The organism is Plantibacter sp. VKM Ac-2876 (assembly GCF_015350715.1).
Lineage (GTDB): Bacteria > Actinomycetota > Actinomycetes > Actinomycetales > Microbacteriaceae > Plantibacter > Plantibacter auratus.
In genome coordinates this window covers 811,172-825,607 of the sequence record NZ_JADKSI010000001.1, presented here as the reverse complement: position 1 = coordinate 825,607, position 14,436 = coordinate 811,172, and the positions used below count along the sequence as shown (strand labels likewise).

Genomic DNA, 14,436 nt, shown 5'->3' with positions numbered 1-14,436 from the left:
TCGCTTATCGCACGGCAGACACTACCCTGCACCGGCGCACGGTGGAAGACCGTTCGCCGGTGCAGGTGCAGCGCGAGTCGCGGGAGCTCAGTCCTTCGTCGCCCAGGTGCCGAGGTCCTTGACCTCGACGGCCGTCGGCAGGGCGTCCTTGTCGCCGAGGAAGGCCTGGCAGGCGACGAGCGGGGCGTCGGGGGACACCCCGGCCGTCGCGTTGCCGTCCGGAGTGCAGTCGAACTGCCCCAGGACCTTGATGGGCTGGTAGGTGCCCGTGCCGCTGAGCTTCCATTCGTCCGTCGTCGGCACGGGGAGTGCGGAGCGGTCGGCGTCCTTGATGTCGCCGTCCGTCAGCGTGACCGAGTAGGTGACGAAGTACGGGGTCTTCCCCTCGTCCGACGGCGTCGACTGCACGCCCATCTCGGCGAGGTCGCTGAGCTTCCCCTCCCGGACGTCGTCGATGGCGAACGACATCTCGACGCCCGTCCCGACCTCGACGGCCACACCTGTGCCGAGTGCCAGGGCGTCGTCGGGTGCCTGCTGCGGGCTCGAGCACCCGGTCAGCGCGATCCCGGCGGTCGCTGCGACGAGGGCGGTCAGGGCGAGGGTGCGGTGCATGCGGATCATGTCATCGACGGTATCGGGGACTGCCGCCCGAGGCCTACGGGGACAACTCCCCATCTGTCGGGGAAGAAGCTCGACTCGCCGTCGTCCAGTGCCCCGGTCGGTCGAGCGCGGTCGGCAGAAGCGCCGCCTCGTCACCTCGTGCCGCGTCGAGCTGCATCTGGGTGAGGAACAGGGCGTCCGAGAGGTCGGCCCCGTCGAGTCGTGCGCCGCGGAGATCGGCACCGAGCAGGTCCACGCCTGCCAGGTCCGCTCCGCGGAGGTCCGCGCCGATCAGGATCGCCCCGCGTAGATCGGCTCCGCACAGTCGACGGGCGCGCAGGTCGCGTCCGGCGAGGTCCGCCGAGGAGTGGAGGTCGTCGTCCGGCGCGGTGTCGGCGCCGGCCAGGTACCCGCCCCGCGCCTCCTCGCTGACGTCGATCAGCACACTTCGGATGTCAGCGCGGAGGGACTCGACGTCGCAGGCGAGGATCTGGGAGGTGCCGCTGTCGAGGATCCGCTGGATCCCGGTGCGGAGTCGGCCGATGTGCACCACCAGGTCTGACGCGGCCGTCCGCTCGGCGGCTTCGACGAGGTACCAGCGCATCTCCTGCAGTTGGCGCACCACGGAGAACGTGGCGAACATCTCGGCGCTCGTCTCGGGGCGTTCCCGCCAGCTCGTGCCGCCGAAGAGCTCCTGCGAGACGAGTTGGCCCGCGCCGAAGCAGTCGAAGACGGTGCATCCGCGGAACCCTCGCGGGCGCAGGGATTCATGGATGGTGCAAGAGAAGTCGTCTGCGAGATTGAGGCAGGGCGTGCCTGCCGGTTTGTCGATCGGGAAGTCGGTCGATCGTTGGAACCCGAAGGCGGTGCAGCAGAGCGCGAAGCAGTCAGCGCAGTTCGCGCGAAGAGCCGAGCGGTCGTCGGACGGGGTGGAGGAAGCGTCGATGGACGTCATGCGTGGGTGTTCTTTCCGGAGTGGTTTCGAGTGGGGGCCGGGGTGCAGGGGAACTCCGCAGGGAGCTCCCGTTCCGGGCGCACGAAATCACCGCCCCTCGTGGGAGGAGCGAACGGGTGTCGCTGAAAGGCCTCTGGGTCACAGAGCGAAAGAACGGTTCACTGCCCTCAGGGTATCGCGCAGGTCCGAAGCTGCTCTAGGTGCGTCTGCGTCGTGCCGATCATGTCAGGGGCCTCTCTTACGGTAATGCCGTGAAGATCCTCCTGCTCTCCCGTCAACCGGGTGCCATGGTCCCCTTCCTTGCCGAGTCGATCGATGCGGCGGGTCGTCGGCTGCGACTCGGGTACATCGACGACGCGCAGGTGGCGTTCGCCGAGGCGCCCTTCGTCCGCGCCGAACGCGAGTCGGTGGAGGCCCTCGGACACGAGGTCGTGCGGATCACCGTCCGCGACATCGCCCCTGCAGACCTCGACCGCATGCTGGCGGACCTCGATGGAGTGTATGTCGCAAGCGGGAGCACCTTCGCCCTGCTCGAGGCGTTGCGGAGCTCCGGGAACGACACGGTGATCACCAGGCACGTGCAGGCGGGCCTGCCGTACATCGGTTCCAGCGCTGGATCGATCATCGCCGGACCGGACGCCACCCCCGCTTCACTCCTGGACGACCCTGCAGACGGCCCGACGCTCACCGGCTTCGCCGGCCTCGCGCTGGTCGACCGAACGGTGATCCCGCACGCCGACGGCCAGTTGCCTCCGTACCCGCCGGAGCTCATCAGCCGGACGGTCGAGCGGTACGCCGACGACTATCCGCTGGTCCCGCTCCGCGACGATCAGGCCCTGCTGATCGACGGCGCGACAGCGACGGTGATCCCGTCCAGCCCGTGAGGGTATCGCGCGGCGTCGGATCGGCATGCTTGATCGGGTTGCCCTGAGAACTCAAGCATTCTAAAATGAGGTGGTGGAGAACACCTGGGACATTCGACTTTGGCCTGACGTGGAGGCGCAGATCCTTGCTTTGGCCGAGTCCGATCCTGATCTCTGCGATCAGATCATCGCTCGTATCGACATGCTGTCCGAATATGGCCCGTCGCTGGGGCGTCCCATCGTGGATCGGATCAAGGGCAGCACGATCCACAACATGAAGGAGCTTCGCGCGGATTCGATTCGGATCCTCTTCGTGTTCGATCCGAAGAGTCGTGGGATTCTCTTGGTGATGGGTGACAAGCGCGGCGACTGGAGAGGCTGGTATCCGCCAGCGATCAAGACCGCAGAACAGCGATTTCGTGAATGGCAGAAGGGTGATGACGATGAGTGAGAAGCCAGTGAGTTGGGGGAGCGCGCGCGCGAAGTTGGGCCGAGATCCGGAGCGCGTCGCCGCCGCTCGCCATGCCGCCGAGTCAGAAATCCTCGCTTATCAACTGGTCACGCTGCGGAAGGAAGCTGATCTGACGCAGACGGAGCTCAGTAAGACGATGGGCGTATCGCAGCGTCGTGTGTCGGCCATCGAACACGGGCAGCTTGAGTCGTTCGAACTCGACACCATCAGGAAGTACGTCGCCGCGTTGGGTGGTCAGGTCCGGGTTGTCGCCGACTTCGGGGATCGCAGCGTCACCCTTGCGAGTTGACCTTCTCGCAGGCCCGTGATCGCATCGAGCAGATGAGTATGCGTCCATTGGTGCTCTCGGGTGGTCCTGCGGTCGGGAAGTCGACCTGCGGCAGGCGCCTGGCCGAAGAGCGTGAACGAGCGGCGTTCATCGATGCGGATGACGTTCGGCAGTTGATCGTGGCCGGTGACGCGACGCTCTGGAGCGGTCCGGAGGGGCGAGCACAGCACCTGCTCGCGGTCCGGAACGCGGCGGCGCTCGCCCGCAATCTCGCTGCCGCCGGCTTCGACGTGGTCATCGCGGATGTCGTGCCGGCTGACGCGCTCGCGACCTACCGTGCCGAACTCCCCGACTGCCTCGTGGTCCAGCTCGCACTCCCGGTGGAGGAAGCGCGAGCACGTGCCGCGACGCGCCCCGCGTATCTGACGGACGCCGAGTTCGATCTGTTGCACGACCTGCTTGCGTCGTCACCGGAGGTCGACGTCGTCCTGGACGTCTCCGGCTTCACGATCGACCGACAGCTCGAAGCGATCCGCGACGTGTGGTCGGTGTCCCGCTGACCCCGCCGGGAGTTCAGTCCCGGATGAGCTGGTTCAGTGCGGCCCAGCCGAGCGTGGGCGGTGATGGGGGAGCTGCATCGGGCGTCTCGAGCATCGCCGTCGCCCACTGCTGCGCGAGGCTGTAGGCGGCCTCCGCGATCGACGAACCCGCGCTGATACGACTCGCGCCGGCTCTCGCGAGCTCACTGATCGTCAGCGTTCCCGGACCGAAGGCGACGTTGAGCGGCAGGGTCGCATCGGCGAGCCGCTCGATCGTGTCGGCTCGGAGGGCACCGAGCACGAAGATCCCGCTCGCGCCGGCCCGTGCATATGCAGCGGCACGCGTCACCGTCTCCTCGAACCAACGGTCGCCTCCGATGTCGCCGAGTCGATGCGTGTCGATCCGGGCGTTGATGAAGAGGGGGATCCCGGCGTCGTCAGCGGCAGACCGTGCTGCCGCGATCCGTCGTTCCTGTTCCGCGATCGGGCGGAGGGAGTCCTCGAGGTTCACCCCGGAGGCGCCCGCGTCGATGCAGGAGGCGATCGTGCCGGCGACCTCGTCCGGTGTCTCTCCGTAGCCGCCCTCGATGTCCGCGGTGAGCGGGACGGGCACCGACGATGCGATCCGTCGGACGGTATCGAGGGCGACGTCGCGAGTCAGCTCGTTCCCGTCGCGGTGCCCGAGCGACCAGGCGACCCCGGCACTCGTCGTCGCGATGGCGCGGGCGCCGGACGCGAGGACGGTGCGGGCGGAGGCGACGTCCCAGGCGTTCGGCAGGATCAGCGGGTCTCCGGGTACGTGCATCGCCTGCAGGGCGAGCGCGCGTTCGAGCGGTGTGGTCATCAGACAAGTCCAGCACATCTCGCCTGGCCGTTCGACCGCGTGGGTGGCTGAGACCCAGGGGGTCAGCGGACGGAAGGCGTGAGGGCTGAGCTCAAGCGGGACATCGGGATCGCGCCGGGGAACGGCTCGCGCTTCGGCTCCCAGCCCGGTTCGGTGAGACGCCGCTCGGTGACGTTCTTCGTCTGCCCGTCCCAGATCCTTGTGAGGACATTGCCGGTGCGCCGGCTCAACATCGTGATGATCAGGTTGAGCGGCGAGATCGGGACGGGCATCTCGACGTCGAGCAGAATGCAGAGCCGACCCGAGTACAAAAACTTCGGATCGTGGTTCACGAACCACCCGCCCCCGGCGATCCGCAGGTAGGTCTCGCCGATGTATCGCGTGGCACCGTCGTTGAAATCGGTGTCCTGCTCCTGCGCGAAGGCGTGGCGGTCCGGCCAACGGTGGAGGATGAGCCGCTCGAGGGAGACGAGCGAGTCCCGCGAGTAATCGGTGACGACCTCGCGCGGTGTGAGGAAGTCCTCGAATCGTGCGAGGCGCGGGTGCATGATCTCCAGCCACTCGATCAGCAGCTTGTCCTGCTCCGGTGCGTGTGGTTGCTCACCGGTCTCGGTGCGTCCGTCGTCGTCCATCCCTCGAACGTACGCGGTGCGCGACGGGCAGGGAATGGGGACATCTCCCCTCGGTGTGGTTGGCTGGGCCGCACCTGATTGAATTCGTCACCCTAGGAGGTAGCCGTGCGTGTCTTCGGTGTCTTTGCCCTCGTGCTCGCCGCCGTCGGCCTCGTGGTCGCTTCGCTGGTCGTGATCGGCAATCCGGATCTGGCCGCACCCGGTCCGCAACTCCTGCCGTACCAGGCGTACGACTCCTGGCGCTTCACCCTCGGGCTCCTGCTCTGGGGTGCGGGTGTCTGGCTCGCGGTCGGCATCCTCGCGGTGTCGCGTCAGCCGGGGCTCGCCTGGCTCGTGCTGCTGGCGTTCATCCCGCTGCTCGTGGTCGACCTCATCGGCGGTGGGCTGATGCCGAGCTTCGTCCTGGCGCTCCTCGCTGTCGTCGTCCTCGGGCTGGTCGTCCCGGTGATCGTCGGGATCGTCGGCGTCGCGATCGGCGGGGCTGTCCGCCGTCGGAAGCTGCGGACGGCACCGACGGCCTGAACCGCTCGGCCGGCGCTTCCGCTACCGCGCACCCTCGAAGGTCTGGGTGCCGAGGACGGCGAGGAGCTTGAGCTTGCCTGCGGCCTCGGTGTGCGGTGCGGCCGTGAGGACGAGGAGCGCCTGCGATTGGTCCTCGGTGAACAGCGCCTGGCAGTCCAGCTCGATGGGGCCGATCTCGGGGTGGATGAGCACCTTGTGGTCCTCGAACCGCCGCCCGACCTCGTGCGTCGCCCACAGTCGCCGGAACTCCTCACTGTGCCCGGTGAGCGCCTCGACGATCTCGCCCGCCGGCGACTGCGCCCCCAGCGAGCCGTAGGCCGCACGGAGCGACGCGACCTGCGCTCGGCTCTGCCGGTCCCGGTCCTCGGCCGGGTATCGCTCGCGCTCCTCCGGGTGCAGGAACCAGCGGTAGATCGCGCTGCGCTCCAGGCCCCGGTAGCGGCTCGCATCACCGAAGAGCGCCCGGGCAGGATCGTTCTGGACGAGCGTCTCGCCGAGCGCCGAGAGGATGAGCGCGGGCGCGTCGGTGAGCCGGTCGAGGACGCGCAGAAGCGCCGGCGCGACGTAGTCGGTCGCTGCGAGGCGGGTCGGCGCGTTGTGCCCGGCGATCCGATACAGGTAGTCGCGTTCCTCGGTACTCAGCCGGAGCGCCCGCGCGAGTGAACCCAGCATCTGCGTGCTCGGCTGCGGACCCCGCTGCTGCTCGAGCCGCGCGTAGTAGTCGGTCGACATCGCTGCGAGCTGTGCGACCTCCTCGCGTCGGAGCCCCGCCGTCCGTCGCCGAGGTCCGCTGCTCAGACCGACGTCCGCGGGCTGCAACGTCGATCGGTGTCGGAGGAGGAAGTCGGCGAGCGCTGGGCGATCCATCCCGCCAGTATCCGCCTCCACGGCCAGGCGATCCAGGGATCGCGGATCCATGGATCGCCGGACCCTGGTGCGGCCGTCGTCACCGACGGAGACTCGATGCATGCAGATCACCGGAAACACCGTCTTCATCCCCGGCGCGACGAGCGGCATCGGCCTCGCTCTCGCACGACGCCTCCACGCAGCCGGCAACACCGTCATCATCGGCGGGCGACGCACCGAACTCCTCGAGTCGATCGCCGCCGACGAGCCCGGTCTCCACACCGTGCGGATCGACACAGCCGATCCTGCGAGCATCGAAGCCGCGGCGAAGCAGGTCATCGCGGAGCACCCGGAGCTGAACGTGCTCATCACGATGGCCGGCGTCATGCGCGGGGAGGACTGGACCGGTTCCGACTTCGTCGCGACCGCTGAGGAGATCATCACGACGAACGTCCTCGGGCCCATCCGGCTCATCGGCGCGTTCCTCGAGCAGCTCCGCAGCCGGCCGGACGCGACGATCATGACCGTCTCGTCCGGGCTCGCCTTCACCCCGCTGCGGGTGACGCCGACCTACAACGCGAGCAAGGCTGCCATCCACATGCTGAGCGAGTCGATCCGACTCCAGCTGGCGGCCACGGGCGTCCGCGTCGTCGAGCTCGTCCCGCCGGCCGTCCGCACCTCGCTCATGCCCGGCCAGGAGGAGAGCGACTTCGCGATGCCACTCGACGCGTTCGCCGACGAGGTCATGGGCCTCATCGAGTCGCAGCCCGACGCCACGGAGATCCAGGTCGAGAACGTCAAGTTCCTGCGCTACGCCGAGGTCCGCGGCGAGTACGACCAGACGGTCGCGATGCTCAACCGCCTCGACCCGCACTAGGCGCGCTCATCCGCCCGGATCTGCACGATCTCCGCCTGATCCCGTGCAGATCCGGGCGACTCAGCCGAGGTCAGACGCACGGATGATCCGGGCAAGTGCGGGGAGGACCCGCGTCATACTGTGCTCGTGCGCCTCGATCGTATTGTCCGTGACGGCGTCCTCGACGATGACGACGTCGTACCCGAGGTCGTACGCCTGGCGCGCCGTCGACTCGACGCCGAAGCTCGTCGCGATACCGACGATGACGACCTCGGTGATGCCGACCTCTCGGAGTTCGTGGTCGACGTCGGGCGCAGCGAGGGCGCTCCAGCTGCGGCGGACGAGGTGGCGGTCACCATCCTGGGCGCCGAGGCCGTCGACCAGCTGCGCGAATCCGTCGGGGAACATCCGTCCACCGGCTCCGTGGCTCGTGCGTCCCGCAGGCGTGCCGTCGACGGTGGCCCACACCACCGGCAGGCCGCGGGACCGGAAGAGGTCGGCGAGTTCACGGACCCGTGGCACGATCTCGTCGATCGCGTGCGCCTTCGGCCCCACTGTGGTGCCGAGCTGGAGATCGAGGACGACCAGGGCGGAGCGGCTCGTGGTTCGCGCGTCGGTGCTCACTCCGCATCGCCGAACGTCACGACGACCTTGTCCGCGGCACCCGGGGTCGTCGCGAGGGCGATCGCCTCGGCGACGCGCTCGAACGGCACCAGGTCGCTGATGATGCGGCCGTAGCGCTCCCAGGCGGTGACGATGTCGTCGGTGACCTCGAAGATCTCCGTCGGGTACCCCATCGCCATCGTGATGGTGAGCTCCGTCGACAGCAGTGCTCCGAAGTCCACCTCGACCGGCCGCTTGTGCACCGCGACGATGCTGAGTCGCGCACCACGCTTCGCGAGCCGTTGGACGGATTCGATGACCGCGCCGACACCGGCGGCGTCGATGTAGACGTCCGAGCCGGGACGCGAATCGCCGGGCCGGAGCGGCGCGTCACCGTGGAGCTCGATGAGTCGGGCGGCGACGTCCTCCTGCGACGAGTCGATGACCGCGTCGGCGCCGATCTCGAGTGCCTTCTGCAGTCGGCCCGGTTGCACGTCGACCACGACGACGCTTGCGACGCCGCGCAGGGTCAGGTCGATGAGGGCGCCGAGGCCGATGGGCCCGGCGCCGAAGATGACGACGCGGTCCTGCGGTCGCGGGTCCGCGCGGTTCACTGCGTGGCGGGCGACGGCCATCGGTTCGTTGAGGGCCGCGACCTCGAAGGGGATGTGGGGTGGGACGACCGCGAGGCTCGTGCCGAGGACGGCCTCCTCGATGAGCAGGTACTCGGAGAGCCCGCCCGTCGCGCCGCCGTTGCCGATGATGCCGGTCGGTGCCGCCATGGGGTTCACGACGACGTGGTCGCCCACGGCGATCCCCCTGACCTCGGATCCGACCTCGGCGACCTCACCGGCGACCTCGTGCCCGAGCGGGGTCGCGCCCTGTCGAGGCGGAATGCCCCCGATCGACACGTAGAAGCCGTCGGATCCGCAGATGCCGCACGCGCGCACGTGCACAAGGACGTCCCGTGGGCCGGGCGTCGGGCGGTCGATCGTCTGTACCTCGTACGCCCCGGGCCCGGTCACCACGACCGATTGCATCTCCACCATCTCGTCTCCTTCATCGACCGCGGTCGTTCGCCGCGACATCGTGTCCGACCCACTCGGGTCGATGAGAACAAACTAGCCGATCGGCTACTTAGTGCAACACCAGCCGGCGAATTCTCGGCTACCGTCGAGGGACGAGCTCTCGACCGGACCCGGAGGTGGACCATGGCGGCTCCGAGTGATGCGGACGGCTCCGCGCCCCCTCCGCGCCGTCGCTCACCCCGGGGGCAGGGGCGTGCGCGACTCCTCGACGCGGCGACAGGCCTGTTCGCCGAGCAGGGGGTGAGCGCGACGTCGCTGCAGGCGATCGCGGACCGTCTCGGGGTCACGAAAGCGGCGGTCTACCACCAGTTCTCTTCGAAGGAGGCGATCGTCCTCGCGGTCGCCGAGCCGATCATCGAGCGACTGCGATCCATCGCCGACCGGGCGGAGGCGCTCGATGAGCCGGCGTCCGTGGCCGCGGTCATCGAGGGGCTGGTCGATTTGGTGATCGACGAGCGCGGTATCGCCGCCGTCGTCCGGCTCGATCCGGCGATGGTCCGTACGCTCGACGACCACGAGCCCTACCGACGGCAGATCGCGCGGATCGACCGCCTCCTGCTGGGGCCCGATCCGACCGTCGGGCGTCGCATCGCCTTCGGCTTCGCGGGTGGCGGCATCATGGCGGCCGGGTCCCTCGCCGCGCTCGACGAGGTGCCCACCGATGTGCTGCGCGCCGAACTCATCGACGCCATGACCCGCGCACTGAACCTCGACGACGGCTCGGCGGCGTCCTGAGGTCCGCGATGACGCGGTATCAGCAGGTCGCCGCTTCGAGGTCGACGACGACGTCGTCGAGGCCGGCACCGCTCACCGTCACCGTGATGGCGCCGGCCCCGCTCGGCCGGACGATCGCCAGCGCCCGTCCGTCGAAGGTGGTGCGCGTGGTCGCGTCGAAGCGCTCGGTCGTCTTCGGGGTGCCGCTTCCGAAGCCCGCGAGCCGACCCGCCCCCGCGACGCTGACCGAGACCTCGCGGTCGGGGCCGGTGACCAGGACGCCGGCCGCATCACGCAGCTCGATCGCGATGAAGGCGAGATCGGTGTCGTCGGCGCGGAGCGTGGTCCGGTCGGCGGTCACCACGAGCCTGGTCGGGCCGGTGGCGGAGTCGAGCGCAGTGCGGCCGACCTCCGCGCCCGAGCGGAACGCGACCGCCTCGAGCGTGCCCGGCCGGTAGACGGTCTCGAACTCGGCGAGCTTCGGCCGGCGTCCACCTACCGGCCCGCGCGCCACCTCGACACCGTCGAGCAGCAGGGCCACTTCGTCGGCGTCGGCGGCCACCTCGACCGTCACCGGCGCGCCCTCGAAGCCGGGCCACGTCCAGGAGTCGACCGAGTCGCTCCATGCCCACGGCGACTGCATCGTGATCGTGTGCCCGTGGTGTTCCGGTCGGAGCACCGCGATCGCCGGCTCGCACCGCAGGCCGAAGACGATCTCCCGGTAGTACGACACCGGCCGCCGCCAGCCGGTGATGTCGAAGTCGCCGCACCACGCGGTGAGGTACGGGAACTCGCGCTCGAGTGCACCGTTCGCCTCCGGGTCTTCAGCGTAAGAGGTCGCACCGATGCCGACCTCGCCGAGGTAGTCCCAGCCGGTCCAGGTGAAGTCGCCGATCACGTTCGGGTTCGCCTCGACGAGCGGCCAGAGGTCGCCGATCTGGGTCGGGAAGGTCTCCGAGCCGACGATCACGCGGTGCGGGAACCGCTCGGCATCGCTCGCGTAGCGGCCGTCCGCGTAGTTGAGACCCAGGACGTCGAGCGCCGCACTGGACTCCTCCGTCCTCGTCGTGACGGCGTCGGAGGAACCGATGAGGCTCATCATGTTCGCGCCCGCTTCGCCCATCAGCTCGTTCAACCCCTGGTCCGACGCCATGATGCCGTCCAGATCGTCGAGCACGGCCAGGGTCGCGTTCACGCCGTTCGTCACGAGTCGTGTCGGATCCAACGAGCGCACGTGCTCGGCGAGTTCCCGCGCCTGGATCGCACCGTGAGGGGTGCCGACCTCGACGATCTCGTTGCCGATCGAGTACATGATCACGCTCGGATGGTTCATGTCCTTCGCCACCATCGACTCCAGATCGGCCCGCCACCACTGCGCGAAGTCGAGGGAGTAGTCGTTGTCCGTCTTGCCCCGGCCCCACATGTCGAAGGCCTCGTCCATGACGAGCATGCCGATGCGGTCGCAGGCGTCGAGCATGGCGGGCGACGCCGGATTGTGGGCCGCGCGGATCGCGTTGAAGCCGGCGTCCTTGAGGAGCTGGACACGCCGTTCCTCGGCGCGCGCGATCGACGCTGCGCCGAGCGGACCGTTGTCGCTGTGAATGCAGGCCCCGCGCAGGAGTACCGGCTCACCGTTGATGCGGAGACCCTTGCGCGGGTCGACGGTGACCGTGCGGATGCCGTGGACCGTGTGGACGACGGCTGTCTCGTCGGCGGGTCGGTCGTCGACCTCGAGCGAGGTTCTCGCCGAGTACAGCGCCGGTGAGTCGACGCTCCACAGGGCTGCGTCCGGCACGTACAGGCGCTGGCGGATGAGCGCGCTACCGCCTGGCGCGACGGTGACCGGCGTGCGCTCGCCCTCGACCACGCTCCCGTCAGGGCCGGCGAGTTCCGTCGCGAGGATGCGTGCACTCCTGGTGAGACCCCGGTTGACGACGGTCGTCGCCACCTCGAGCACCGCCTGGTCGTCCTCGACCCGGATCGTCGTGATGCGGACACCGTCGGGCTCGACGTGCGTGGGTTCGTCGACGTGCAGGAGGACCGGCCGGTGCAGGCCGGCTCCGGCGTACCAGCGGGAGTCCTGCCCTGCGCGGGTCTCGATGCGCAGCGTGTTCGTCTCGCCGAAGCGGAGGAACGGGGTGAGCTCGACGAAGAAGCGCGCGAAGCCGTCGGCACGATTGCCGGCGAACTCGTCGTTGAGATACACCATCGCGTGTCGGAACACGCCCTGGATCTCGAGCCGGACGATGCGACCGGACCACTCGGCGGGGACTTCGAAGGTCTTCACCTGGCTGAACGCGCCGGCGGGGAAGTAGGCGGCCCCGCCCTTGGCGACTGCATTCGGCGAACGTTCGGCATCGCGCAGGGCGTCGTGCGGGAGGGTCACGGCTCGCGAGTCGTCCACACCGCCCTGGACGGCGGCGAACGGGCCTCGGGGTGCGCGGACGATCCAGTCGCCGGTGAACGGGATGGTGGTCATGACGTGCTCCAGTGCAGATCGGGGTGGCGAAAGTCTTTCGGCGTCGTGCGCCGCGATCCCGAAGGTAAGCGAGGCAACGGGACGTCGTCAACGCGTCGTCTCGAAACTGTTTCGCTAGGCTGGGCGCGACCGACGGCTGCCCGCTGCGGGACGAGGGAGGGGACTCCATGGCACGAACGCCGATGACTGGTCCGACGCTGGCGTCGATCGCAGAGCGCGCCGGAGTCTCGATCGCGACCGTCTCGAAGGTGGTCAACGGTCGATCGGGCATGTCCGAGGCGACCCGTGCCCGGGTCGAGACGGCCGTGCGCGAGCTCGGGTACCGCCCGACATCCCGGTCGATCCCCGGTGCTCCGCGAACCATCCACGTCGTGTTCGACACCCTGCACAGCGTCTACTCCCTCCGTGTCCTCGACGGCATGGTCGCAGCGGCACAGCGGTCGGACATCGACCTCGTGACGCGGGTGCTGTCGCCCGGCTCCGGCTTCGGTTCCACGGATGCGACCGGAGACGAAGTGGCGCTCGACCGCAGCTTCGTCGACGGCGTCGCGGCGCGAGGTGCGATCGGCATGATCGTCGTCACGACCCCCATCGCCGCCGACGTCGTCGACGCCTGCCTCGACGCGGGCATCGCGCTCGTCGCGGTCGACTCGCCTGATCCGCTCGACCGCTCGGTCGCGAGTATCGGCTCGAGCCACGCCGCCGGCGGGCAGCAGGCGGTCGAGCACCTGCTCGATCTCGGCCACCGGCGGATCGCCTTCGTCGGAGGGAACCCGGCGAATCCAGGCCTGCGGGCGCGCGCCGTCGGCTACCGCGAAGCACTTCGCGGGGCCGGTATCCCGCTCGATCCGGACCTCGTCTCCGAGGAGGGGATGGGTACTGCCGGGGACGCCGTCGCGCGCATGCTGGCCAGCGCGGATTCACCGACCGCCGTGTTCGCGACCAACGACGCCGACGCCTTCGCGGTCGTGCGCACCGTCCTGCGGGCCGGGCTTCGCGTCCCCGAGGACGTGAGCGTCGTCGGCTACGACGACACCTATTCGGCCATGCTGACCGTTCCCCGCCTCACCACGGTCCACACGTCCATGCACGACATCGGACGCGCAGCGGTCGACACCCTGCTGCGGCTGCACGCGGGGGAGAAGCCCTTCTCGCACCACCTCGAGCTCGCGACCACACTCATCGAACGTGAGTCGACGGGGCCGCGCCCCACAGTCGGCGCCTGATCAGGGGAACCTCCGCAGGTCGGCCAGGGTGAACCGACCGACGGGGAGCGCGGCGCGGATCCGGGACTCGTCGAAGCGGCGTGACGGACGGAGGTCCGCAGGGAGTTCCGGTGCCGGTGGGGCCGCCTCGCTCACTCCTTCCGCCAGCATCTGCGCCTGCGCCTTCGCCACGAGCGGCGTCTTCATGAGGCGTTCCGTCGCGCGCGCGAGCAGGCGGATCGTCCACACGGGGACCGGGACGTACAGCGGGCGGCGTCCGGCCACGTGCGCGATCCGGCGCACGGCCGCACCCAGCTCGAGTTCCTCAGCGCCCATGACCGCGACGGTCGGCTCCGACACCCGGCCCTCGAGTGCTGCGACGAGGACGTCGACGGCGTCCGCGACCGGCACCGGACGCACGCGGCGCTCGCGGTAGCCGACGGTCGCGAACACCGGGAAGGTGCGGACGGCCTTGGTGACGTGATCGACCATGTGGTCGCCGGCGCCGTAGATCATGCCGAACTTGAGGACGGTGTGCGCGATGCCCGAGCCCCGCACGATCTCCTCGGCAGCCCACTTCGTCTCGTGGTACCCGGAGCCGCAGTCGGGGCGAGCGCGGAGGAAGCTGACCAGCACGATGCGACCGACACCGGCGCGGCGGGCCGCATCCACGACCGCCCGGGTGCCGTCGACGTGCACACGCTGGAAGGTCTGATCACCGAGCTCGCGGTTGATCCCGGCGCAGTGCGCGACCGCGTCGCAGTCGGCGAACGCGGCGGCCAACGCTTCGACATCGTCGATCTCCACGCCGGTTCGTCGGGAGACGACGACGATCTCGTGTCCGTCGTGCTGCAGCCGCTCGGCGAGGTGCCGTCCGACGAACCCGGTCCCACCGGTGATGGCCACTCGCATGCTGTCTCCTTCGCTTGTTAGCAATATAGCGAAACTGT

Annotated in this window: 17 protein-coding genes; 8 read left to right on the top strand and 9 right to left on the bottom strand. The window is 69.2% G+C overall.

Annotation, left to right across the window (positions count from 1 at the left end):
- Positions 1 to 87 precede the first annotated feature (87 nt).
- Both ITJ62_RS03990 and ITJ62_RS03985 read right to left on the bottom strand, forming a co-directional pair.
- Positions 88 to 621 (bottom strand): hypothetical protein, encoded by a 534-nt coding sequence (locus tag ITJ62_RS03990; RefSeq protein WP_194599780.1) that lies wholly within the window; start codon positions 619 to 621, stop codon positions 88 to 90.
- A gap of 34 nt (positions 622 to 655) precedes the next feature.
- Positions 656 to 1,555 (bottom strand): pentapeptide repeat-containing protein, encoded by a 900-nt coding sequence (locus ITJ62_RS03985; RefSeq protein WP_194599779.1) that lies wholly within the window; start codon positions 1,553 to 1,555, stop codon positions 656 to 658.
- A gap of 251 nt (positions 1,556 to 1,806) precedes the next feature.
- On the opposite strand from ITJ62_RS03985, the gene ITJ62_RS03980 reads away from it, so the two are divergent.
- The 4 genes from ITJ62_RS03980 to ITJ62_RS03965 all read left to right on the top strand — a co-directional run bounded on the left by ITJ62_RS03980 (position 1,807) and on the right by ITJ62_RS03965 (position 3,718).
- Positions 1,807 to 2,439, top strand: coding sequence for a Type 1 glutamine amidotransferase-like domain-containing protein (locus ITJ62_RS03980; protein WP_370581806.1), 633 nt, complete (start codon positions 1,807 to 1,809; stop codon positions 2,437 to 2,439).
- Positions 2,440 to 2,512: 73 nt separating this feature from the next.
- Entirely contained in the window at positions 2,513 to 2,869 is a 357-nt protein-coding gene (locus ITJ62_RS03975; protein ID WP_194599778.1) for a type II toxin-antitoxin system RelE/ParE family toxin, read from the top strand.
- Positions 2,862 to 3,179 (top strand): XRE family transcriptional regulator, encoded by a 318-nt coding sequence (locus ITJ62_RS03970; RefSeq protein ID WP_194599777.1) that lies wholly within the window; start codon positions 2,862 to 2,864, stop codon positions 3,177 to 3,179. Before ITJ62_RS03975 ends, ITJ62_RS03970 begins: the two co-directional genes overlap by 8 nt.
- A complete protein-coding gene (locus tag ITJ62_RS03965; protein WP_194599776.1) occupies positions 3,176 to 3,718 on the top strand; it encodes a hypothetical protein in 543 nt (180 codons plus the stop codon). The genes ITJ62_RS03970 and ITJ62_RS03965 overlap by 4 nt, the downstream gene beginning before the upstream one ends.
- A gap of 13 nt (positions 3,719 to 3,731) precedes the next feature.
- Here the strand turns inward: ITJ62_RS03965 and ITJ62_RS03960 are convergent, their stop codons facing one another.
- Entirely contained in the window at positions 3,732 to 4,541 is an 810-nt protein-coding gene (locus ITJ62_RS03960; protein ID WP_194599775.1) for an isocitrate lyase/phosphoenolpyruvate mutase family protein, read from the bottom strand.
- A gap of 62 nt (positions 4,542 to 4,603) precedes the next feature.
- On the bottom strand, positions 4,604 to 5,173 hold the full coding sequence (locus ITJ62_RS03955) for a hypothetical protein (protein WP_194599774.1): 570 nt from the start codon (positions 5,171 to 5,173) through the stop codon (positions 4,604 to 4,606).
- A gap of 105 nt (positions 5,174 to 5,278) precedes the next feature.
- Here ITJ62_RS03955 and ITJ62_RS03950 point away from each other — a divergent pair, with 105 nt between their 5' ends.
- The gene (locus ITJ62_RS03950) at positions 5,279 to 5,695 is read left to right on the top strand and encodes a hypothetical protein (RefSeq protein WP_194599773.1); all 417 of its coding nucleotides are present in this window, start codon (positions 5,279 to 5,281) and stop codon (positions 5,693 to 5,695) included.
- 21 nt (positions 5,696 to 5,716) lie between these two features.
- Here the strand turns inward: ITJ62_RS03950 and ITJ62_RS03945 are convergent, their stop codons facing one another.
- Positions 5,717 to 6,562 (bottom strand): helix-turn-helix transcriptional regulator, encoded by an 846-nt coding sequence (locus tag ITJ62_RS03945; protein WP_194599772.1) that lies wholly within the window; start codon positions 6,560 to 6,562, stop codon positions 5,717 to 5,719.
- A 100-nt stretch (positions 6,563 to 6,662) separates the two neighbouring features.
- Between ITJ62_RS03945 and ITJ62_RS03940 the strand changes: the two genes are divergently transcribed.
- A complete protein-coding gene (locus ITJ62_RS03940) occupies positions 6,663 to 7,418 on the top strand; it encodes an SDR family oxidoreductase (protein ID WP_194599771.1) in 756 nt (251 codons plus the stop codon).
- A 60-nt stretch (positions 7,419 to 7,478) separates the two neighbouring features.
- On the opposite strand, the gene ITJ62_RS03935 is transcribed toward ITJ62_RS03940, so the two are convergent.
- Both ITJ62_RS03935 and ITJ62_RS03930 read right to left on the bottom strand, forming a co-directional pair.
- A complete protein-coding gene (locus ITJ62_RS03935; RefSeq protein ID WP_194599770.1) occupies positions 7,479 to 8,021 on the bottom strand; it encodes a cysteine hydrolase in 543 nt (180 codons plus the stop codon).
- Complete coding sequence (locus ITJ62_RS03930; RefSeq protein ID WP_228497811.1) at positions 8,018 to 9,049, bottom strand: zinc-binding dehydrogenase; 1,032 nt, start codon at positions 9,047 to 9,049, stop codon at positions 8,018 to 8,020. The genes ITJ62_RS03935 and ITJ62_RS03930 overlap by 4 nt, the downstream gene beginning before the upstream one ends.
- A gap of 162 nt (positions 9,050 to 9,211) precedes the next feature.
- Here ITJ62_RS03930 and ITJ62_RS03925 point away from each other — a divergent pair, with 162 nt between their 5' ends.
- Complete coding sequence (locus tag ITJ62_RS03925; protein ID WP_194599769.1) at positions 9,212 to 9,823, top strand: TetR/AcrR family transcriptional regulator; 612 nt, start codon at positions 9,212 to 9,214, stop codon at positions 9,821 to 9,823.
- A 19-nt stretch (positions 9,824 to 9,842) separates the two neighbouring features.
- On the opposite strand, the gene ITJ62_RS03920 is transcribed toward ITJ62_RS03925, so the two are convergent.
- Entirely contained in the window at positions 9,843 to 12,281 is a 2,439-nt protein-coding gene (locus tag ITJ62_RS03920; RefSeq protein ID WP_194599768.1) for a glycoside hydrolase family 2 TIM barrel-domain containing protein, read from the bottom strand.
- A 182-nt stretch (positions 12,282 to 12,463) separates the two neighbouring features.
- Here ITJ62_RS03920 and ITJ62_RS03915 point away from each other — a divergent pair, with 182 nt between their 5' ends.
- Entirely contained in the window at positions 12,464 to 13,507 is a 1,044-nt protein-coding gene (locus ITJ62_RS03915) for a LacI family DNA-binding transcriptional regulator (RefSeq protein ID WP_194599767.1), read from the top strand.
- Here the strand turns inward: ITJ62_RS03915 and ITJ62_RS03910 are convergent, their stop codons facing one another.
- A complete protein-coding gene (locus ITJ62_RS03910; RefSeq protein ID WP_194599766.1) occupies positions 13,508 to 14,398 on the bottom strand; it encodes an NAD-dependent epimerase/dehydratase family protein in 891 nt (296 codons plus the stop codon).
- Positions 14,399 to 14,436: the final 38 nt, after the last annotated feature.